Raw genomic sequence first — 20,578 nt, 5'->3', positions numbered from 1 at the left:
CATCCATTCAAACCAGAATCCGGAGACAACCATGCCGCGCCCCGCCGCCATCGACGTAACGCGCTTCATCGACGAAGCGCCGTTATCGCCGTTCCAGATCCTGATCGTCGTACTGTGCTTCCTCGTCGTCGCCATCGACGGCTTCGATACCGCCGCGATCGGCTTCATCGCGCCCGCCATCCGCAGCGAATGGCAGTTGAGCCCGGCACAACTGGGGCCGCTGTTCGGCGCGGGCCTGGCCGGCCTGATGGGTGGCGCCTTCCTGTTCGGCCCGCTGTCGGACCGCTACGGCCGCAAGACGGTGCTGGTCTTCAGCGTGCTGTTCTTCGGCGTGGCCAGCCTGGTATCGGCCTGGTCGAACTCGCTGTGGGAGCTGATCGCGCTGCGCTTCATCACCGGCCTTGGGCTGGGCGGCGCGATGCCCAACGCGATCACGCTGACCTCGGAATACTGTCCCGACAAACGCCGCTCGTTCCTGGTGACGACGATGTTCTGCGGCTTCACGATCGGCTCGGCGCTCGGCGGGCTGGCCTCCGCGGGCCTGATCGAATCGTATGGCTGGCGCTCCGTGCTGGTGGTCGGCGGCGTGCTGCCGCTGCTGCTGGTGCCGGTACTGCTGGTGCTGCTGCCCGAGTCGGTCCGTTATCTGGTGACCGTGGGCAAGAAGCTCGATCGCGTCGCCGCGACGCTGCAGCGGATCGACCGCAACGCGGACCTGCGCGACGCCGGCTTCATGGTGCCGCCGCGCGCGCAGGCCGGCTCGCCGGTCTGGCATCTGTTCCGTCCCGATCTGTTGCGCGGCACCTTGCTGCTGTGGTTCGCCTTCTTCATGAGCCTGCTGGTGATCTACCTGCTGTCGAGCTGGCTGCCGACCGTGCTGCGCGGCACCGGCATCTCGCTGAAGCACGCGGCGCTGGTGACCGCGATGTTCCAGGTCGGCGGCACCGTGGGCGCCATCGTGCTGGGCTGGCTGATGGACCGGCTGAACGCGCACTACGTGCTGGCAGCAAGCTACACGCTGGCCGGCGTTTTCACCGCCCTGATCGGCAACGTGACCGCGAGCCCGGTGCTGGCCGCCGTCGCCGTGTTCTGGGCCGGCTTCTGCGTGTCCGGTTCCCAGGTCGGCGCCAACGCGCTGTCGGCGGCCTACTATCCGACCGATTGCCGCGCGACCGGCGTCAGTTGGGCCAACGGCGTGGGGCGCATCGGCTCAGTGGTCGGCTCCGTCGGCGGCGGCGCGATGCTGTCGCTGGGTCTGGGCATGCCGGCGCTGTTCGTGCTGGTCGGCATTCCGGCTGTACTGGCCGGCCTGACGATGCTGGTGCTCGGCCGCGGACATCCGGGCGGCCGGGCGGCGATACCCGCGGTGCAGGGCTAGGCGCGCTTCAAGCGCTCATATTTCGCTTCGCCGAGAAAGGCGCCCTGCTTGACCAGCAAGGCCTGCAGTTCCGCCACGTCGATGTCGTGCGGCGAACGGCCGTCGCGCACCGCCAGCGCGGCCGCGGTGCCGGCCGCCTGGCCCATCACGAAGCAGGCGCCGGACACGCGCGCGGCCGATTGCCCGTCATGCGTCATCGACGCGCAGCGGCCCGCCACCAGCAGGTTGTCGACGCCACCCGCGCTGGCGCGGCGAGGCAGCAGCATCCGGTATGGCAGCTGGTTGTAGCCGCGCGAATCCGGAATCGGCGGCCAGACCCATTGCACGTCGCCGGCCACATGCTTTTCCAGCGGCCAGCCGTTGACGCCGATCGCATCGGGGAAATCCGCGCAGTTAAGCACATCGTCGGCGCTCAGCATGGTTTCGCCGATCAGGCGGCGCGTTTCGCGGATGCCGAGCTGCGGCGCGATGTCGAGCGCGTAGGCGTTCTCGAAGCCCGGCACCCTGGTGCGCAGGAAGCGCAGGTACTCGACGATCTGGCGGCGGCCCTCGATCTCTCCTTCGCACAGCGACTGCGCATCGGTGCCGTCGGTTGCCGAGCCGTCGAGCTTGCGCAGCTGGGTCACGTTGACGCGCCACTCGTAAGGATGCTTCTGCGGGCGGACCACCGCGCCGCGCCGCGGGAAGCGGAATTCCCCGGCGGCCTCGGCCTCGTCCATCAACGCCGGGATCGTCTTCCAGGCCTCGCCCGCGCGCTGCGCATCGACATTGCCGACGCGGAACATCAGCGTGGGGTACAGCATATGTCCGTGGCCGTCGCCCTTCTCGGTCGGCACGCCGGCCCAGTGCGCGATGTCGGCGTCGCCCGAGCAATCGATGAAACAGCGCGCGCGCACCGCGACGCGGCCGGACTTGGTCTCGAGCAGCAGCGCATCGAGCGTGCCGTCCGCATGCCGCGCGACGCCGGCGGCCAGCGCATGGAACAGCAGATGAACGCCGTGATCGGCCAGCAGCGCATCGGCGGCGCACTTGAACGCCGACATGTCATAGGCTTGCGCGTGGATCTTGCCGAGCACGAGATGCGGTTCGTTCAGGCCGTCGAGCCGGCGCATCCGCATCAGCAGATCGTCGGCGACGCCGTGCACCACCTGGCGGATCTCGCCGAATACGTTGGCATGCAGCCCGCAGAAGTTGGTCACGCCGGCCGCCGTGCCCATGCCGCCGAGGAAACCGTAGCGCTCGGCCAGCAGCACGCGCGCCCCGTTGCAGGCCGCCGCCGCGGCCGCGCTGATGCCGGCGGGGCCGCCGCCCAGCACGACCACATCGAAGGGGCCGAGCACGGGGACATCGCGCGCCGCCTCGGTCAGCGTGTCCCCGCGAGAGAGCCCAGAGCGAGCAGAGAGACCTTCCATTGTCGTTGCCATGCTAGTCCAGCCGAATCCTGTGTTTTTCGATGACCGGCTTCCAGCGTGCGACGTCCTCCGCCATCACGCGGCGGAACGCATCGGGCGTGTTGCCGACCGGGTCCATGAATTGGAGGCGCAGCTTCTCGCGCAGCGCCGGTTCCGCCAGCACCGCGACGATCTCGTCGTGCAGCCGCTTGACGATCGGCGCCGGCGTGCCGGCCGGCACCACATAGCCGATCCAGGCGTCCGCCTGCACGTCGGCGATGCCGGCCTCCGCGAGCGTCGGCAGGTCCGGCAGCGAGGGCGAACGCTTCGCGCTGGCCACCGCCAGCGCCTTGATGCGCCCATTTCTGACATGCGGCATCACGGTGGCCGCCGGCAGGATTGCCATGTCGACGTCGCCGGCGATCACGGCGGTGACCGCCGCGCCGGAGCCGGGGTACGGCACATGGACCGGATCGGCCTCGCTGCGCGCGGCCAGCGCCGCCACTGCCAGATGCGAGATCGTGCCGGCGCCCATCGATGAATAGCTCAATGCCTTCGGTTGCTTCTTCAGCAGCGCCAGCAGTTCGGCGGCGTTGCGCGCCGGGACGCGATTGGCTACGACCAGCACCGCCGGCTGGCTGGTCGCGATGGTCACCGGCTGCAGGTCGCGCGCCGGGTCATAGGGCATCTTGCCGTACAGCAGCGAATTGACCGCCAGCGGACCGGCGATGCTGAGCCCGATCGTTTGTCCATCGGGTTTTGCCTTGGCGATGGCATCGGTGCCGATATTGCCGGCGGCGCCCGTCTTGTTCTCCACCACCATCGGCTGCCCCAGCCGTGCCGTCAGCCGTTCGCCGATCAGCCGCGCGGTGATATCGGGCGTCGAGCCGGCCGCGAACGGCACGATCACGCGCACCGGGCCGCTCGGCCAGTCCTGGCCATGGGAAAGCGTCGATACCGCGGCCGTCGCGGCCAGCGCGGTACAAGCGAGCCATCTCCCCAGCTTGCCTGTTTGCATTCAATGTCTCCAAGGATGTCTTGTTTGTATGCCGGCGCGCTATCCGGTGGCGCCTTGCGGCAAGATTAGGGCAATGGCACTATGGCGTCCATGCAATGGCTGACATAGGCGCAAGCGGGATTCTTAATAATGGATACGAAGCTGCTGGCGATCTTCGACGAGGTGTACAAGACGCGAAGCGTGTCGCGTGCGGGCGAACATCTTGGCCTGCCGCAGACCTCGGTCAGCCTGGCGCTTGGCCGCCTGCGCAAGCAGTTCGGCGATCCGCTGTTCGTCAGGACCGCCGAAGGCATGCTGCCGACCCCGCATGCGGAGACGCTGATCCAGCCGTTCCGCCAGGCGCTGGCGATCCTGCGCACCGCCACGCAGCAGCAGGTGGTGTTCGACCCGCCTCGATCGGAACGCACCTTCCGCATCAGCATGACCGATATCAGTCATCTGCAGTTTCTGCCGGGGCTGATGAACCGACTGCATGCGCTGGCGCCGGGCATTCGCGTGGAAGTGATGCGCATCTCCACGGACACGCCGAAGCAGCTCGAAAGCGGCGAGGCCGATCTGGCGGTCGGCTTCATGCCGGAGCTGGAGGCCGGCTTCTACCAGCAGCGGCTGTTTTACCAGGGCTTCGCCTGCGTGGTGCGACAGGACCATCCCCGCGTGGATCGGCGCATGACGGTGTCGCTGTTCAAGCGCGAGAAGCACGTTGCCATCACCGCGGCCGGCACCGGGCACGATCTGCTCGAGCGCGAGCTGGAGCGGCGGCGCGTCACGCGCAACGTCGCGCTGTCGCTGCCGACACTGCCGGGCCTCGGGAATCTGCTGGCCAATACGGACCTGGTTGCCACGGTGCCGGAGCGAGTGGCGCAGATGCTGATGGGCATCGCCAACGTCAAGGCGCTGGCCCCGCCCTTCCCGCTGCCGACGTTTTCGATCAAGCAGCATTGGCACGAGCGCTACCACCAGGACCCGGCCAATCGCTGGCTGCGTTCGGTGATCGCGGACCTGTTTCTCGATTAGGCCGTCGTGCCGCCGCGGATCGCCCGTATCATGCCGGCGATCCACACCACTCCTTACCCACACCGGCAGCGCCGGACGCTGACCCGCGATGGACTAGCTGTCAGCCTGTTCTGGGCATCGCGCGTGCGGCGGTGACCGGCGCGCGGCGACGATGCCGCAAGTGAAATCCGCGGCGGCTGTTGCCTGTCAGGTGGAAACCGCAGGCAGATCGCCGCGATGGACCACCTGGACCTTGTTGCCGTCCGGATCGCGCAGATTGCAGGCGGGCTTGGGAGTTGGGCGAAAATACTGGCGGTTAATTGCACTTATTCAGTGAAGGCCGCCGCCGCAGTAATCCTCATTCGGCGCGATGCAGCGCCTTTGTCCGGTACAGCATGTAGAGCGCCACCGGCGCGCCGACCAGGCCGATCACTGCGTTGAGGTGAAACACATGCCGGCTCCAAGGCAGATGCACCACCAGGTCGGCGGCAAGGCCGAGGACCGCGCCGACCAGCGCCGCACCGGGCAGCAGCACGCGATGGTCGGCGCAGCGCCACAGCGCGCGGGCCACCTGCGCGGAAACCAGTCCCAGGAAGGCCACCGGTCCGCAGAAGGCCGTCACCAGTCCCGTCAGCCATGCGGTGGCCAGCAACGCGGCGCGCTTGACCCGCGCCACCGGAATCCCCATCGATTCGGCATAGCGCTCCCCGAGCAGCAGGCCGTTGAGTGGCTTGACGAGCAGCAGGCTGCCCAGCAGGCCGATCGCCACGCCCGGCACTAGCAGCTCGAGCTGCCGGCGCGTGGCACCGGCAAAGCTGGCGTCGTCCCAGGCCTTGAACGCGCGCGCCTGCGTTTCGTCGATGAAGTGCATCGAGGCGCTGATCAGCCCGACCGCCAGATAGCCGAGCATCAGTCCGGTGATCAGCAGCGTCACCGTGCCGACCCGGCGCGACAGCACCGCAAGCAAGGCCAGCACGGCGGTGGAGCCCGCGATCGATGCCAGTGCCATGCCGAGGTCGCCGACCAGTCCGTAGCGCAGCAGGAAGGCATTGCCCGCGACGCCGGCGATGGTGACCAGCAGTGCCGTGCCCAGCCGCGCGCCGTGCACGATGCCGAGCACGAAGGGATCGGCCAGCGGATTGCGGAACAGCGTCTGCAGCAGCAGGCCCGACACGCCCAGGGCGGCCCCGCTGACCATCGCGTTGATCGCCCGCGGCAGGCGAAAGCCCAGCACGATCTCGCGCCAGACCTCGGCCTCGACCGGCTGCGCGGTCAATGCCTGCAGCACGGCCGGCAGCGGCACGGCCACCGCGCCCAGCGTGAGTTCGGTCAGCAGCAACACCACGATGGCCAGCACCAGGCCGGCGAAGATCAGCGGAGCACGCCGCATGGAGGTCCGCGGCATCGGCGCCGTGGCAGAAGTCAGGGTCGTCACGGTAGTTTCCGCAGGAATCGAGAGGGGGGATCGGAGGTCGGCGTGGCGGCTTGCGCGGCTGAGACGACCTCGGCCGCTTCGGATGCCAGTTCGGGATGCAGCGCCGCGATGGCCTCGGCGAGCTGGATATGCGGCCGTGTCATGCTCTGGTCCTGGTAGGGATACGCCCAGGCCCCGGTATAGCCGCGGTCCCATGCATGGACGTTGCGGCCGGCCGCCGCGGCAAAGCGCCCGTGCAGCGGACTGGCGGCAAGCCATGCTTCGAGATCGGCCCGCCCTCCCACCGTGCCGAGCCAGGCCGGCGCATCGACGCCGCGCGCATAGACGCGCTCGAAGGGCAGATAGACCAGGCTGCCGGTGCCGCCGCCGTCCAGCACATAGCGTCCGCCCGCGTCCGCAATCAGCCGCGCGCGCTGGTTGTCCGCGCCGAAGGTCTCGAAGCTCTGTCGTCCCGCGGCAAAGCCGGACATCACCGCGGGGAGGGTCGGCGCACGCGCCGCCAGCGCGGCCAGCCGGCGATATGCCGCCTCGATCGACGCGAACTGCGCGTTGGCACGCTGTTCGCGGTTCGACAGCAGCGCCAGCAGCTTGAGCCATTCCGCGCGCCCGAGCGGATGCGGCTCGTGATGGTCCGCCTGCGCGATCGCACGCACGCCCAGCTCCCACAGGCGCGGATGCATATTGCCCTGCGGATAGGCCGAATAGAAGCTGAGATAGACATCGGCCTGCGCCGACATCGCCTGCTCGATCGAGGCATGGCCGTAGCCCCACATATCATGGACCTTGCCCTGCTCGATCCGCGCCCGCACCGATGGCACGGTCACGCTGCGCACGTTTTCCGTGCCGTACAGGCGGTCCACCAGGCCCAGTTCGTCAAGCGCGCCAAGCATGGCCGCGTTGCCGGTGACCAGGCGCTGGATCGGCACCATGATCACCGGTACGTCGTCGCGATGCGGCGGCACCGGCGTACCGCACTGGACCAGCAGGTATTCGAGCCGTTCGCCGGTGCCCACGCTGGGCGTGAAGCGCACGCGCTTGTAGTGCGGGCCGTATTCGACCTCGAGCTGGGACGCGTGCGAGAACGTCGTCTTGTGCGGGAAATATTCGACTCCGGGCCGATAGTCGGCGACGCAAGCGGCATCGAGATTCGCGGTGGGCCCGGCAGCGCCGACGGCCTGCTTCGGCCACGTGGCGCGCGGCGGCGCTTCGATCCGCGTGCAGCCGCACAGCAGCACGGCCAGCGCGATGGCGGACGCGCTGGACCACGCGATCGCCGTCGCGGTCGCCGACGCGATGGCGGACCCGGTTGCGGCCGCGGTCCCGCGCCGGTTCACCGCGGCTCCCGTGCGAACGCTGCCGCGCTCGACGGCGTTCGCAGCGCCTCGACCAGCGCGCCGAGCGTCGGATAGCACGTCGCCGCGCCGCCTTCGCCGGCGACGGTATATCCCGCGGCATCGGCGCGCAGCGTCAGCGCGGCATCGGGATCGCGCACATACCCTGCCCGCTCGAGCGCCCGTGCGGCCCAGCTGGCGCGCAGCCCTCCGCCTTCCAGCCGGATCGCGCGGGTTCCTGCCGGTCCCACGCGCAGCTCCGCGCGTTCGAGATCGAAGGTCAGTCCGTCGGCGGCGAAGCTCGCCCCCAGCACGCCGTCGATGGCCAGGTCCTCCGGTGCGCCGACATGCAAGCGCCGCTGGCCGTCGATCAACCACAGCTCGTCGGCGTAGCGCAGCGCCAGTTCCAGGTCGTGCGTGGACAGCAGTACCGCCAGGCCATGCCGGTGTGCGAGGTCCAGCAGCAGCTGCATCGTGCCGACGCGACGCGGCAGGTCGAGGAAGGCGGTCGCTTCGTCGAGCACCAGCAGGCGCGGCTGCTGAGCCAGGGCGCGCGCGATCATGATCTTCTGCCGCTCGCCGTCGGACATCTCGGCAACCAACCGCTCCGCCAGCGACAGCGCGCCGGCGCTCGCCAGCGCCTCGTGCACGATGCGATGGTCTTCCGGGCTCAACCGGCCGGCCCAGCCCAGATAGGGATAGCGCCCCATGCTGGCCAGCTCGTAGCCGCGCATCAGCGTACCGTCGACCCGCTCGGTCAACACCACGGCAAGACGCCGCGCGCGTCGCGCGGCGGGCATCGCGTGGATCGGCTCGCTGTCGAGATGCACCTGCCCCGCCACCGGCGCCTGCATCGCGCACAGCGTGCGGATCAGCGTCGATTTCCCCGCGCCGTTCGCGCCCAGCAGGCAGACGAACCGCCCGCTCGGGATGGACAGGTCGAGCGGCCCGAGCAGCGGACGCCCGCCATGGCCGGCGACCAGTCCCGTGGTCGCCAACACCGTCACAGCGTCGCTCCGAAGCTGGCAAACACCATGCGCGGCGCGCCCGGGTAGGTAGGCACGAAGGCGCCGCCGGAATCGTAGTAACGGCGATCCCCCAGGTTCTGCACCGTCAGCTGCAGCTTGTAGCGCCGCGCCTTGCCGAAGCGGTAGGCGATATTGGCGTCCCAGCGCGTGTAGGACGGCAGAGCGAACGAGTTCTCCGTGTTGGCCTGCCGCTCGCCCACATAGGTCGCGCCGATGCCGACGCTCAGTCCCGACGCGGCTCCGGCGAAATCGTAGGTTGTCCAGATACTGGCGGTGCGGCGCGGCGCATTGGCCAGCAGCTTGCCAACCAGCGCCGGATTGCTGTCCGCGGCGATCTCGGCCTTGTATTGCGTGTAGCTCGCCAGCACGCGCCAGCGCGGCGTAATGCTGAACGGCACGTCGATCTCCCAGCCGCGGCTGCGCTGCTCGCCGACCTGGATCACATAGTTGAAATCCTCCGGATCGGAGACCACGCCGTTGCTGCGCCGGATGTCGAACAGTGCGACGGTCGGCTCCAGCCGGCCGTCCAGCAGGCTGAACTTGGCGCCAATCTCGGTCTGCTTGCCGCGCGACGGCGCGGGCAGCGTGCCGGCGCGCAGCATGCCGCCGGACGGCTCGGTCAGGAAGGATCGCGCCCAGCTGGCGTAGAGCGACACGGGCTCGACCGGCGTCCACGTCAGCCCCACGCGCGGCGACAGCGCATCGTCATGCCGCACCAGCGTGTCGGCCGCCTGCAGGTACTGGGCGCGCGCGCTGGTCCGCGAGCGGTCGTAGCGCAGGCCGAGCAGCAATCGCCAATGCGATCCGAACTGCAGCTCGTCCTGCGCGTACAGGCCGAGGTTGCGGCTGGCGTAGCGCGAGCCGTCGTACGGCAGCAGCGCGCCGGCGTTGGCGCCATGCACCGGGTGGTAGAGATTGATCGGCAGGTTCACCGGGAAGCCGCCCGGCCCCAGATTCGCCTGCGCGCTGAAGTCCCACTCGTCCCAGTTGTAATCGGCACCGATCAATACGCGGTGGCCGATGCCGCCGGTATCGAAGCGGCGCGAGGCCTCGGCCATCAGCGTGGTATCGGTCTGCCGGTCGATATTGCGCTGCTTGCGGCGATTGACCTGCGGGTCGGGCCCATCGGCGCCGCTGAGCGCGGGAAACCCATACGGGTACCAGACCGCATCGGTGCGCGCATGGGAGCGCAGCGCGCCGGCGCGCAATGCCCAGCCATTGTCGAAGCGATGATCGAGCACCAGCGAGCCCAGCGCGCTGTCGTTGTCCAGCCGCGCGTCCCGCTCGCCATAGTTGTAGTGGATCGGCACGTTGAGGAACAGCGGGCTGTTGCCGAAGCCGCGGTCGAAGGCGCCGCGCCGGCGGCCGAACTCGAACTCCGCGGTCAGGCGGGTCTGCGGTGCCAGCTTCCACTGCAGTACCGGCGAGACGAACAGCGTCTGCGCGTCGACGAAGTCGCGGAAACTGCGATTGTCCTGCCACGAGCCGGTGATCCGGTAGCTCAGCGTGTCGCTGATCGGCCCGGTGCTGTCCACCGTCGCGCGCCGGAAATCATGGCTGCCGCCGGTCAATTCCACGCTGTGCTGCGGCTTGTCCAGCGGCTTGCGGGTCACGATATTGACCACGCCGCCCGGCTCGAAGCGGCCATAGAGCGCGGACGCCGGGCCCTTGAGCACCTCGATCTGCTCGATGTTGGCCATCTCGTCGACCGGGGCGAAGACGCTGCGGCGAAAGCCGTTCTTCAGGTTCGCCGAGGTCGCGAAGCCGCGCAGGCGGAAGCGGTCGTTGCTGCCGCCCCAGCCGACCTGCGCCGTCACACCGGGGACCGTGCGGATGGCCTCCCCCAGCGTGAACACGCCACGGTCCTCGATCAGCTCGCGCGTCACGGTCTGGATCGAGAACGGCGTTTCCTTCAGCGCGGTATCGCTCTTGTTGGCGGTGGGTGCGACCACCGCACGATAGGCCCGCTCGCGCGTGCCGGTAACGGTCACCGCCTCCAGCTCGGCGGCCGGCCCGCCCTCCCCCTCCTGCGCCGCGCAGATGCCGGGCGCCGTCGCCAGCAATGCCACGGCGGCGCGCCGGTGCCATCGGATCGTGTTGGGTCGTGGATGCGGAGCGGCGGGCAAGATATCGTCCTGGTGTCGATCGGACGATAATGATATTGCATTATCATTAAAAATCAAATCGGCCTGCGTCCCCTGCCCTGTGGCACAGGCGGACCCGGAAGAGGCCGCTTCGGTCGGCATCCTGCCCACGCACTGCCGGGCCTCGTCCCGGGTAATGCCCGGTCAGGCCAGCTTCTTCAGTTGCTTCCTATAGTCGGCGCCGCGCTTCACGTAATCGGCGGCGTTGGCGCGCAGATTGCGCACTTCCTCGTCGCTCAACTCGCGCACGGCCTTGGCCGGCGAGCCGAGGATCAGCGAGCGCGGCGGGAAGGACTTGCCTTCGGTGACCAGCGCCCCCGCCGCGACCAAGGATTCGCTGCCGATGGTCGCGTTGTTCAGGATCACGGCGTGGATGCCGATCAGCGCGCCATCGCCGATGGTGCAGCCGTGCAGCATGGCCTGATGCCCGATGGTGACGTCGGTACCGATGCGCAGCGGGCAGCCCGGATCGGTATGGAGCACCGCGCCTTCCTGCACGTTGCTGCGGGCGCCGATCGCGATCGGTTCGTTGTCGGCGCGGATCACCGCGCCGGGCCAGACGGTGACCTGCTCGCCGAGCTGTGCGTTGCCGATGAGGGTGGCCTGATCCGCGATGAAGGCGGTGTCGGAGATGGACGGCGTCAGGTCGCCGAGCTGGTAAAGAGCCATGTTTCGATGATGCGTTGGTGGGGAGAAGGAAGGCCCGCGAGCCGCGTGTCGCGTACGGAATGCCGCGTGCCGCTATTCGACCGACACGTTGGCCTTCTTGGCCAGCGTGGCATAGCGCGCCGCCTCGCTGGCGAAGAACTTTGCCGCCTGCGCCGGCGTGGTCGGCCGCGTGGCGGTCGCCTGCTTCTTCAGGGCCTCGACCACCTCGGGGCTGGTGAAGGCCTTGGCGAAGGCGTCGTGCAGGCGCTGGACTTCGGCGGGCGGCAGGTTGGCCGGACCGACCAGGGCGAACCAGCCCTCGATGTCGTAGGCCGGCAAGCCTTGTTCGGCGATGGTGGGGATATCGGGCGCCGCCTGCGAACGGCTCGCGCCGCACAGGCCGATCGCGCGCAGCGTGCCGGCCTTAAGATGCGGCAGCACGGCGTTCAGCGCGACCACGCCCATCTGCACCTGCCCCGACAGCAAATCGGTGACCATCGGCCCGGTGCCCTTGTACGGGATATGGCGCGCCTTGACGCCGGCCTCCTCCAGGAACATCTGGCCGGCCAGATGAATCACGGTGCCGTTGCCCGACGAGGCGTAGTTGTATTCGTCCGGTTTGGCCTTCAGCAGGGCGACCAGCTCCTTGACGTTGCGCGCCGGCACCTTCGGGTTGACCACCAGCACCAGCGAGGTCGCGCCCAGCACGCTGATCGGCGTGATGTCCTTGATCGCATCGAACGGCATCGACTTGAACACGCTCGGATTGATCGCGTGGTTGTTCGACACCATGCCGAGCGTGGTGCCGTCCGGCGCCGCCTTGACGACCGCGGCCGTGCCCGTGATGCCGCCCGCGCCGGGCATGTTCTCGATCACGACCGGCTGGCCGAGCGCCTTGCCCAGCGCCGGCGCGGCCGCCCGCACAATGGCATCGACGCCGGAACCGGCGCTGATCGGCAAGATCAATCGGATCGGCTTGCCGGAGCCCGGCTGCGCCTGCGCGGACCGAGAGGGATACAGCGCCGGCACGCCCAGCATGCCGAGCGTGACGGCCGCCGCGGCCAGTTTGATCACATTGCGACGGATCGGAAGCGAGGGCGCGATGGCGCGCGAGCGGGGTGAATGCATGATGTCGTCTCCGGATGGGTATGTCCGGCCGCTGTGCCGCGGCCTGTTCGGGCCTGGCCGGCGCAGATCGCGCGCCGGCCGCCCCGGTGCTGTCAGCGCGCGCCCTTGCCCAGGCGCGCCAGGATTTCGTCGTTGTGCTCGCCGGCCTTCGGCAAGGGATGGCGCACGCCGGGGCGGCGGCCGCCCATCAGCAGCGGCAGCAGCACGGCCGGCGCCGTCGAGCCGTCGTCGGCCTGCATCGGCACCAGTCCCCCGCTTGCCTTCAGATGCACGTCGTCGAGCAGCTGATCGGGGCGCACGATCGGCGCGTACGGAATGCCGGCCGCCTCGAGCTTGGGCGCCAGCTCGGCGACGCGGTGATGCCGCAGGATGCCGCCGAGCTGCTCCAGCAGTTGCGGCCGTACCGCGACGCGCGAGGCATTGCTGGCGTACTCGGGCACGTCCAGCAGGTCCGGCCGCTCCAGCACCCTGCACAGCGTGACGAATTGCTTGTCGCTGACCGCGCCGATGAACAGTTGCTCGTCGTCGGCCAGCGTGAAGACGTCGTAGACGCTCCAGGCCGATACCCGCGAGGGCATCGGCGGCGGCGCCTCGCCCGTCATCGCGTACTGCTGCATATGCTGCGAGGCCAGGAACACGCAGTTCTCGAACAGCGCGCTCTGGATCTCCTGGCCGCGGCCGGTGCGATCGCGCTCGCGCAGCGCGGCCAGCACGCCGATCGCGCCGAACATGCCGCCCATGATGTCGTTGACCGAGGTGCCGGCGCGCAAGGGCCGCCCCTTTGGCCCGGTCATGTACGACAGGCCGCCCATCATCTGCACCACCTCGTCGAGCGCCAGCCGGTTCTCGTACGGCCCCGGCAGGAAGCCCTTGTGCGAGACATAGATCAGCCGCGGACAGGACTTGGACAGCGTGTCGTAGTCCAGGCCGAGCTTGCGCATCAGGCCGGGACGGAAGTTCTCCAGCAGCACGTCGCACTGCCCGGCCAGTTCCGCCGCGGTGGCGCGCCCCTCGTCGGTGGTGATGTCGAGCACCACGCTCTTCTTGTTGCGGTTGAAGGCGCGGAAAAAGCCGATGCCCAGGCCGGGCAGGTTGCGCGTCTTGTCGCCGCCGGGCGGTTCGACCTTGACGACCTCGGCACCGAGATCGGCCAGGATCATGCCGCAGGTCGGGCCCATGACCATATGGGTGAACTCGACCACGCGGATGCCCGCGAGCGGGAGGGATTCGTTGCTTTGCATCATGATATGACCCACTCGGTGGCGATCAGGCTGGGAAAGTCGGGATGGGCGTCGGGGACGGTGCCGTGCCACAGCGGCTCGGCGCGGCAAGGCCGGCATCGTCGTCAGCGCCGACACCGGGGAATGTCTTCGGCAAGCCGGCGCGCCACAGCATGCCGTGCAGGGTCTCGCCGGCGAGCCAGCCCGCCACCCGCTCGCGCAGGCGCAGCAGCGCGCCGATATCGAGGCCGGTGTCGATGCCCATGCTGCCCAGCATATAGGCCAGGTCTTCGGTGGCGACATTGCCGCTCGCGCCCGGCGCATGCGGGCAGCCGCCGATGCCGCCGAGGCAGGCGTCGAAGCGGTTCACGCCGGTCTGCATCGCGGCGTAGACGTTGGCCAGCCCCAGTCCGCGGGTATCGTGGAAATGGCCGCACCAGAACCTGTCGCCGGCCATCTCGACGGCGCGCTCGAACAGCGCGGCCACCTGCGCGGGATCGGCATAGCCCACCGTATCGGCAAGGCTGACGCGGTCCGCCCCGGCATCGAGCAGCGCCTGCATCAGGCGCAATACTTCGTCGGCATCGACATGGCCCTGGATCGTGCAGCCGAACGCCGTGCCCACGCCGCCCTCGATCAGCGTGCTCGCCCCGGCGGCGTTGCGGGCCGCGCGCATGCGGGCCACCTCGGCCACCACTTCGTCGGGGGTCTTGCGCAGGTTCGCCAGGCTGTGCGCATGGCTTGCCGACAGCGGCACCAGCATCAGGTCGGCACCGTGGGCAAGCGCCAGCTCGGCGCCGCGCAGATTCGGCACCAGCACCGAGCAGAACAAGCCCGGCAGCGTCCTCGCGAAGGCCAGCAGCTCGGCCGTATCGGCCAATTGCGGCAGCAGCCGCGCCGGCACGAAGGAGCCGATCTCGATTTCGCGCTGGCCGGCGTCGTAGGCGGCGCGGATCCATTCGCGCTTGTGTTCGGTCGGCACGATGGTCTGCACGCTCTGCAGGCCGTCGCGCAGGCCGACCTCGCGGACCACGGCACGGCTGGGCAGGGAAGGAAGTGGGCTGGCTTTCATGGCTCTGGCTGGCTCTCGCGGGGATGCGGCCCCGGAGATCGGCGATCTCTTGCGGCAGGGTGGGAGCAATGTATGCCATTCCCGAATCGAGCTACAGCGATGATTCGTGCACGTTTCGATTCCATATCGGAAAGCCTTGGCGGGCGACCCATCGCGAGGCTGTCCTGCCGGAACGTCATGCGCGGCGGGTGCTACGGCCGGCGTACCATACGGCAGTTCGGCAATTCGACCGGCGGCGCGACCGCCCGGCAAGGGGAGACAGGCTGTGGATGCAGGCATGGTGAAATCGGCGAACCGGGTCTTCGATCTGCTCGAGCTGTTCGAGCGCGAGCGGCGGCCGCTGCGGGTCGGCGAAATCGTCGAGAAGCTGGGGATACCGCAATCGAGCGCGTCGATGCTGGTGCGCACGCTGGTAGGCCGGGGCTATATGGAATTCGATGCGCAGGCGCGCACCTTCTGCCCTTCCGTGCGGGTGTCCTTCCTTTGCGACTGGACCACGCGCAAGCATGGCACCAGCGCGACCGTCCACGATGCCATGCGACGGCTGTCGGCGGACACCGGCGAGACCGTGCTGCTGGGACGCCAGAACGGCATCATGCTGCAGTACCTGTCGGTCATCGAATCGCCCCACGCGCTGCGGCTGACCGCCGTCTCCGGCGCGATGCGCCCGATGCATCTGACCGCGATCGGCATCATGCTGATGAGCCGGATGAACGACGACGAGGTGGGCCGCCTGCTGCGCCGCTATAACGCCGAGCACAAGAGCGCATGGCCGCCGGCGCGGCTGGCCGATACCATGCGCGCCGTCCGGCAGGCGCGCGAGCAGGGTTACTACGAATCGGCCAATCTCGCCACGCCCGGCGCCGGCGTCCTGGCCACGCTGCTGGCAACACCGATCCGTGGACAATGGCTGGGCATCGGTACCGGCGGGCCCGTGGCCCGGCTGCATGCGCGCCGCAAGCAGTTGCTGCCCGCGGTGCTGGCCGTCGCGCGAAACTGCTAGACCTTCGCCGCGTTCGCTGCATTCGCTGCATTCGCAGCGTTCGGAGCGTTCGCGGCAGTCGCAGCCGCCCCGCCCCGCCGCTGCTCCGCCTGCACGATTGCGCGGTGGCGAGCCAGCAGCCGCAGCGCCTGTTCCAGATGCAGCCGTTCGACCATCCTGCCATCGAGATTGATCACCCCCGCGTCTGCGTTCTCGTTCGCCGCGAAGGCGGCGGCAATCCGCTCGGCTTCCGCGACCTGCTGTGCCGACGGCGCGAATGCCGCGTTGGCGGCGTCGATCTGCGACGGGTGGATCAGCGTCTTGCCATCGAATGCCATCCGCACCGCTTGGGTCAGTTCCGCGGCATAGCCGGCCTGGTCGCCGAAGTCGTTCCAGACGCCATCGAGAATGTCGACCCCGTAGCGTTTCGCCGCCAGCACGGCCTGCATCAGCCAGGGCATCAGATAGCGGCGCTCCTCGCCGGCAAATACACCGGTGTCCTTGGCCAGATCGTTGGTGCCGATCACCAGGCAATCGAGGCGCGGTGTCGCCGCACGCCCGGCCGCGACGATCGCGTCGAGCCGATGGATCGCCTGCGGCGTCTCCACCATCGCCCATAGCGCCGGCGGCTTGTCCCATGCCAGCGCCGCGCAGGCGCGGGCGAACGTCACGACATCGCTGTCGTCGCCGACTTTCGGCAGCAACACCGCGTCGACGCGCGCGCTGGCGGCGAGCATCAGGTCCTGCGCGAACTCGGCGGTGCCCAATGCATTGACGCGCAGCACGATCTCCTGGCCGGCAGACCGTCGCCCCGACAGCGCTTGCCCAAGCTGCGCGCGCGCGGCGCTCTTCATCGCGGGCGACACCGCATCTTCCAGGTCGAACACGATCGCATCGCATGGCAGCGCGGCCGACTTGTCGATGGCGCGGGCGTTGGCCGCGGGAACATAGAGCACCGAGCGGCGCAGGCGGAGGGAATCGTCGGTCATGGTCTCGATCTCGAAGTGGTTGGCGGACAGGCGGTGCGGGACCGCGCGACATGCAGTCTGCCTCTCCGCCCGGCGCCCCGCCATCACATCCATGATGATTTGCTGCCGTCGTCATCCATCACATATGTGATGCCCGCCGATGCCGCGCGGGCCGATACTGCCTCCACCCGCAACAACCGTCGCCCGCCAAACCGGGCGCATCGAACAGGTGGACATGGAACGATCCGAGCAGGCGGCACCCGGCTATACCGGCGCGATGGCGCAGTGGATCAGCACGGTCGACGACACGGCGATCGGGCCGGCGGCCCTGCTGTGGGCGCGCCACGCGCTGCTGGACTGGCTGGCGGTGGCGATCGCCGCCAACGGCGAGCCGCTGGTCACGATGCTGACTGCCGAACATGGCGGCGACTCGACCGCGCCGTGCACCCTGCTGGGCGGCACCCGCGCGCACGTGGCCGACGCTGCGCTGATCAATGGCGCGGCCGGCCACGCGCTCGACTTCGACGACGTCGCTTCCGCGATGCGCGGCCACCCCACCGTACCGGTCGCTCCGGCCGCGCTGGCGGTGGCCGAGCTGCAGCGCGCCGGCGGCATCGATCTGCTGCGCGCGCTGGTGATCGGCCATGAGGTGGAATCGCGCATCGGCGAGCGGATTGGCGACGCGCAGTACCGCTTCGGCCTGCATCCGACCGGCACCACCGGCGCGATCGGCGCGGCGGCGGCGTGCGCCCGGCTGATGCGGCTGGACCCGGATCGCAGCGCGCACGCGCTCGGCCTGGCGGCCACGCAGGCGGCCGGCCTCAAATGCATGTTCGGCACGATGGCCAAGCCGCTGCATGCCGGCAAGGCCGCGATGCATGGCGTGATGGCGGCCCGGTTGGCGGCGCGCGGCTTCACCGCCAACACCGCGGCGCTCGAATGCGCACAGGGATTTGCCGCCACGCAGGCGCCGGACGGCGATCCGCTGCCCGCGCGGTTCGAGCCGCGAAACACCATGGCGATCGAGAAGACGCTGTTCAAGTACCACGCCTCCTGCTACCTGACCCACTCCACGCTCGAGGCCGTGGCACAGGCGCGCCGCAAGCACGGCATCGGCCTGGACGACATGGAGACGATGGCCATTCTCGTGTCCGGTCCCCATCGCGGCGTGTGCGACATCGCGCAGCCGCGCACCGGCCTGGAGATCAAGTTCTCGATCCAGCATCTTGCGGTGATGGCCCTCGATGGTGTGTCCACCGCCTCGCTCGACAACTACACCGACCGGCAGGCCACCGATCCGCGCCTCGCGCGCGCCCGCGAACGCGTCGCGCTGCACACCGACCAGGGGGGCGACCGCAACGCCGCCGTGGTCGAGATTCGCACCCGCGATGGCCGCACGCTGCGCGAAAGCGCCAATGTCGCGGTGCCGGCCACCGATCTCGATCGGCAATGGCAGCAATTGCTGGCCAAGGCCGAGGCCATCGTCACGCCGGTGCTGGGCGGTGCGCGCTTTGGCCGCCTGGTCGATGCGGTGCAAGCGCTGGACCGGCTCCCTTCCCTTGACCCCCTGTTCGAGGCAATCCGATGACATCCCAGGACACCGCTTCCGTGGACCCCACCGTAGCCCGGCTCAAGGCCGAGGCGACGCTGCGCGTACGCGGCAATCGCTACGAGGACTTCGAGCCCGGCCGCGCCTTCACCCATCACTGGGGCCGCACCGTCAGCGAGGCCGACAACACGCTGTTCTCGGTGCTGACGCTGCACTACAACCCGCAATACACCAATGCGGCAATGGCGGAGGCCGCCGGCCATCCGCGCATTCCGGTCAATCCGCTGCTGGTGTTCAACACCGTCTTCGGCCTGTCGGTCGAGGACCTGTCGGAAGGCGGCGGTCCGTTTCTCGGCGTCGACGAGCTCAGCTTCGTGGAGCCCGTCTATCCCGGCGACACGCTGTACGCCAGCTCCGAGGTGGTGTCGCGCCGGCTCGCCAGCAATCGCCCCGGCTACGGCATCGTGACCTGGCACACGCGCGGCACCAACCAGCGCGGCGAAGCGGTAATCGCGTTCAAACGTTCGAATCTTGTGAGGACCAGGGCATGACCATATCGGCAGACGGCAAGGGCTACATGACGGAAGAGCGCCAGATGATCCGCGAGGCGGCGCGCGAGTTCACCATGAAGGAGGTGCTGCCCGTCGCCAATGCCCTCGACGGCCCCGACGCCGAGATCCCGATGGATCTGCGCGACAAGATGGCCGAGATGGGGTATTTCGGCATCACGATTCCCGAGCAGTACGGCGGCCTGGGCCTCGGCATCTTCGAGTACTGCCTGATTTGCGAGCAGCTGTCGCGCGGCTGGATGTCGGTCGCCTCGATCGTCGCGCGCGCGCAGGGCGGCTGGATCATGAAGGCGATGCCCGAGGACATGCGGCAGGCCTATCTGCCGCGCGTGGTGCGCGGCGAATTCCTGAACGCCAGCGCGCTGTCGGAGCCCGACACCGGCTCGGACCTGGCCTCGATCTCGTGCCGCGCCGAGCGCGACGGCGACGAATGGGTGCTGACCGGCAACAAGTACTGGTGCACGTTCGCCGATGGAGCCGACTACCTGATCCTGTTCGCGCGCACCTCGCCGCCGCCGAGTCCCGACAAGCGCTGGGAAGGGATTTCCTGCTTCATGATCGAGAAGGAACGCGGCAGCTTTCCGCCGGGCATGACCGGCTCGCCGATTCCCAAGATCGGCTATTTCGGCTGGAAGACCTTCGAGCTGGCACTCGATGGCGTGCGCGTCCCCGCCCGCAACCTGATGGGCGGCGAAGGCAAGGCCTTCCTGCTGATGGCCAAGGGCCTGGAAGGCGCCCGCGCGCATACCGCGGCCCGTGCGATCGGACTGGCCCAGGGCGCGCTCGAGGACGCGATCGCCTACTCGCTGGAGCGCCGCCAGTTCGGCATGCCGATCGCCGAATATCAGGCGATCCGCTTCAAGATCGCCACGATGGCCACCGAAATCGAGGCCGCGCGCCAGCTGCTGTACTACGTCTGCAGCGAGATCGACAGCGGCCGCCGTTGCGACAAGGAGGCGTCGATGGTCAAGTACTTCGCGTCGGAGATGGCCGAACGCGTGACCTCGACCGCGCTGCAGATCTTCGGCGGCGCAGGCTATACCAAGCTGTTCCCGGTCGAGCGCTACTGGCGCGACGCGCGGCTGACCAAGATCTTCGAGGGCACCTCGGAAATCCAGCAGCGCATCATCGCCAACAGCCTGCTGGGACGTTCGGAGGTCGAAGCGATGATTGCCAGCCGGGCCTTCGACCAGCGCCAGGGCGCCGGGAGGGCAACGGCATGAAGACGCATGCGCTGACCAGCCACGACGGCTACTTCGAGGATTTCTCGCCCGGCATGCTGATCCGCCATGCGCGCGGCAAGACGGTGACCGAGATGGACAACGTGCTGCTGACCAATATGGTGATGAACACCGCCGAGGGCCATTTCAACGAGGACGCCATGCGGCGCGCGGCAAACGGCATCTTTTCGCAGCGGGTGGTATTCGGCGGCATCAATCTGTCGATGGTGCTGGGCCTTGCCGCGCAGGACACCGCGGAGCAATGCCTGCGCGAAATCGGCCTGGACAAGATCCGGCTGTCGCATCCGGTCTTCCATGGCGACACGCTGTACGCCTACTCCGAGGTGCTGGCGGTAGAAGACGCGCCCGACCGCGCGGATGCCGGCCTCGTCCGCTTCCGCCACTACGGCATCAACCAGCACGACAAGCTGTGCGTGCAGGCCGAACGCACGGTGCTGCTCAAGCGCAAGAGCCATTGGGGTGAACGATGACCAGGGGCGAGCG

Annotated in this window: 18 protein-coding genes; 7 read left to right on the top strand and 11 right to left on the bottom strand. The window is 68.8% G+C overall.

Annotated elements, in window-relative coordinates; all coding sequences use genetic code 11:
* Window positions 1-31: 31 nt before the first annotated feature.
* Window positions 32-1,378 carry an MFS transporter gene (locus F1599_RS17080; protein ID WP_149316027.1) on the top strand — a complete coding sequence of 449 codons (1,347 nt, stop codon included), beginning with the start codon at window positions 32-34 and terminating at the stop codon, window positions 1,376-1,378.
* Here the strand turns inward: F1599_RS17080 and F1599_RS17075 are convergent.
* Together F1599_RS17075 and F1599_RS17070 are read right to left on the bottom strand one after the other, a co-directional pair.
* Window positions 1,375-2,790 (bottom strand): FAD-dependent oxidoreductase, encoded by a 1,416-nt coding sequence (locus tag F1599_RS17075; RefSeq protein WP_150083860.1) that lies wholly within the window; start codon window positions 2,788-2,790, stop codon window positions 1,375-1,377. The genes F1599_RS17080 and F1599_RS17075 overlap by 4 nt on opposite strands.
* A gap of 13 nt (window positions 2,791-2,803) precedes the next feature.
* Window positions 2,804-3,787: a Bug family tripartite tricarboxylate transporter substrate binding protein gene (locus F1599_RS17070; RefSeq protein ID WP_223819706.1), complete on the bottom strand. Its 984-nt coding sequence runs from the start codon at window positions 3,785-3,787 to the stop codon at window positions 2,804-2,806.
* Between the two features lie 129 nt (window positions 3,788-3,916).
* On the opposite strand from F1599_RS17070, the gene F1599_RS17065 reads away from it, so the two are divergent.
* Entirely contained in the window at window positions 3,917-4,801 is an 885-nt protein-coding gene (locus F1599_RS17065) for a LysR family transcriptional regulator (protein ID WP_150083859.1), read from the top strand.
* Window positions 4,802-5,138: 337 nt separating this feature from the next.
* Here F1599_RS17065 and F1599_RS17060 read toward each other — a convergent pair whose 3' ends face one another.
* The 8 genes from F1599_RS17060 to F1599_RS17025 form a co-directional block, all read right to left on the bottom strand.
* Window positions 5,139-6,215: a FecCD family ABC transporter permease gene (locus F1599_RS17060; RefSeq protein WP_149316029.1), complete on the bottom strand. Its 1,077-nt coding sequence runs from the start codon at window positions 6,213-6,215 to the stop codon at window positions 5,139-5,141.
* Entirely contained in the window at window positions 6,212-7,549 is a 1,338-nt protein-coding gene (locus F1599_RS17055; RefSeq protein WP_223819705.1) for an ABC transporter substrate-binding protein, read from the bottom strand. The genes F1599_RS17060 and F1599_RS17055 overlap by 4 nt, the downstream gene beginning before the upstream one ends.
* A complete protein-coding gene (locus F1599_RS17050; RefSeq protein ID WP_150083858.1) occupies window positions 7,546-8,553 on the bottom strand; it encodes an ABC transporter ATP-binding protein in 1,008 nt (335 codons plus the stop codon). Before F1599_RS17050 ends, F1599_RS17055 begins: the two co-directional genes overlap by 4 nt.
* Window positions 8,550-10,643: a TonB-dependent siderophore receptor gene (locus tag F1599_RS17045; RefSeq protein ID WP_223819704.1), complete on the bottom strand. Its 2,094-nt coding sequence runs from the start codon at window positions 10,641-10,643 to the stop codon at window positions 8,550-8,552. The genes F1599_RS17050 and F1599_RS17045 overlap by 4 nt, the downstream gene beginning before the upstream one ends.
* A 219-nt stretch (window positions 10,644-10,862) precedes the next feature.
* Window positions 10,863-11,387 (bottom strand): gamma carbonic anhydrase family protein, encoded by a 525-nt coding sequence (locus tag F1599_RS17040; RefSeq protein ID WP_150083856.1) that lies wholly within the window; start codon window positions 11,385-11,387, stop codon window positions 10,863-10,865.
* Between the two features lie 72 nt (window positions 11,388-11,459).
* Window positions 11,460-12,404 (bottom strand): tripartite tricarboxylate transporter substrate binding protein, encoded by a 945-nt coding sequence (locus F1599_RS17035; RefSeq protein WP_223819725.1) that lies wholly within the window; start codon window positions 12,402-12,404, stop codon window positions 11,460-11,462.
* A gap of 182 nt (window positions 12,405-12,586) precedes the next feature.
* Complete coding sequence (locus tag F1599_RS17030; RefSeq protein ID WP_150083854.1) at window positions 12,587-13,738, bottom strand: CaiB/BaiF CoA transferase family protein; 1,152 nt, start codon at window positions 13,736-13,738, stop codon at window positions 12,587-12,589.
* Between the two features lie 22 nt (window positions 13,739-13,760).
* Window positions 13,761-14,786 carry a hydroxymethylglutaryl-CoA lyase gene (locus tag F1599_RS17025; protein ID WP_150083853.1) on the bottom strand — a complete coding sequence of 342 codons (1,026 nt, stop codon included), beginning with the start codon at window positions 14,784-14,786 and terminating at the stop codon, window positions 13,761-13,763.
* 277 nt (window positions 14,787-15,063) lie between these two features.
* Here F1599_RS17025 and F1599_RS17020 point away from each other — a divergent pair, with 277 nt between their 5' ends.
* Complete coding sequence (locus tag F1599_RS17020) at window positions 15,064-15,789, top strand: IclR family transcriptional regulator (RefSeq protein ID WP_149316036.1); 726 nt, start codon at window positions 15,064-15,066, stop codon at window positions 15,787-15,789.
* Here the strand turns inward: F1599_RS17020 and F1599_RS17015 are convergent.
* Entirely contained in the window at window positions 15,786-16,757 is a 972-nt protein-coding gene (locus F1599_RS17015) for an HpcH/HpaI aldolase/citrate lyase family protein (RefSeq protein ID WP_150083852.1), read from the bottom strand. The genes F1599_RS17020 and F1599_RS17015 overlap by 4 nt on opposite strands.
* Window positions 16,758-16,971: 214 nt before the next feature.
* Here F1599_RS17015 and F1599_RS17010 point away from each other — a divergent pair, with 214 nt between their 5' ends.
* From F1599_RS17010 to F1599_RS16995, 4 genes are read left to right on the top strand one after another with little or no spacing between them, the layout of a single operon-like run.
* Window positions 16,972-18,324, top strand: a complete 1,353-nt coding sequence (locus F1599_RS17010) for an MmgE/PrpD family protein (RefSeq protein WP_150083851.1) — start codon at window positions 16,972-16,974, stop codon at window positions 18,322-18,324.
* A gap of 20 nt (window positions 18,325-18,344) precedes the next feature.
* Window positions 18,345-18,836: a MaoC family dehydratase gene (locus tag F1599_RS17005; RefSeq protein ID WP_149316039.1), complete on the top strand. Its 492-nt coding sequence runs from the start codon at window positions 18,345-18,347 to the stop codon at window positions 18,834-18,836.
* Window positions 18,833-20,077, top strand: a complete 1,245-nt coding sequence (locus F1599_RS17000) for an acyl-CoA dehydrogenase family protein (RefSeq protein ID WP_149316040.1) — start codon at window positions 18,833-18,835, stop codon at window positions 20,075-20,077. Before F1599_RS17005 ends, F1599_RS17000 begins: the two co-directional genes overlap by 4 nt.
* Entirely contained in the window at window positions 20,074-20,565 is a 492-nt protein-coding gene (locus F1599_RS16995; protein WP_150083850.1) for a MaoC family dehydratase, read from the top strand. The genes F1599_RS17000 and F1599_RS16995 overlap by 4 nt, the downstream gene beginning before the upstream one ends.
* Window positions 20,566-20,578: the final 13 nt, after the last annotated feature.

The organism is Cupriavidus cauae, assembly GCF_008632125.1.
Classification (GTDB): Bacteria; Pseudomonadota; Gammaproteobacteria; order Burkholderiales; family Burkholderiaceae; genus Cupriavidus; species Cupriavidus cauae.
This window is presented reverse-complemented; position numbering and strand designations above follow the sequence as displayed.

Coding starts and splice junctions, on each gene's coding strand:
- F1599_RS17015 (WP_150083852.1), bottom strand. CDS start 16,757: ATGACCGACGATTCCCTCCGCCTGCGCCGCTCGGTGCTCTATGTTCCC.
- F1599_RS17035 (WP_223819725.1), bottom strand. CDS start 12,404: ATGCTGGGCGTGCCGGCGCTGTATCCCTCTCGGTCCGCGCAGGCGCAG.
- F1599_RS17010 (WP_150083851.1), top strand. CDS start 16,972: ATGGAACGATCCGAGCAGGCGGCACCCGGCTATACCGGCGCGATGGCG.
- F1599_RS17020 (WP_149316036.1), top strand. CDS start 15,064: ATGGTGAAATCGGCGAACCGGGTCTTCGATCTGCTCGAGCTGTTCGAG.
- F1599_RS17030 (WP_150083854.1), bottom strand. CDS start 13,738: ATGATGCAAAGCAACGAATCCCTCCCGCTCGCGGGCATCCGCGTGGTC.
- F1599_RS17070 (WP_223819706.1), bottom strand. CDS start 3,787: ATGCAAACAGGCAAGCTGGGGAGATGGCTCGCTTGTACCGCGCTGGCC.
- F1599_RS17000 (WP_149316040.1), top strand. CDS start 18,833: ATGACCATATCGGCAGACGGCAAGGGCTACATGACGGAAGAGCGCCAG.
- F1599_RS17080 (WP_149316027.1), top strand. CDS start 32: ATGCCGCGCCCCGCCGCCATCGACGTAACGCGCTTCATCGACGAAGCG.
- F1599_RS17040 (WP_150083856.1), bottom strand. CDS start 11,387: ATGGCTCTTTACCAGCTCGGCGACCTGACGCCGTCCATCTCCGACACC.
- F1599_RS17065 (WP_150083859.1), top strand. CDS start 3,917: ATGGATACGAAGCTGCTGGCGATCTTCGACGAGGTGTACAAGACGCGA.
- F1599_RS17025 (WP_150083853.1), bottom strand. CDS start 14,786: ATGAAAGCCAGCCCACTTCCTTCCCTGCCCAGCCGTGCCGTGGTCCGC.
- F1599_RS17075 (WP_150083860.1), bottom strand. CDS start 2,790: ATGGAAGGTCTCTCTGCTCGCTCTGGGCTCTCTCGCGGGGACACGCTG.
- F1599_RS16995 (WP_150083850.1), top strand. CDS start 20,074: ATGAAGACGCATGCGCTGACCAGCCACGACGGCTACTTCGAGGATTTC.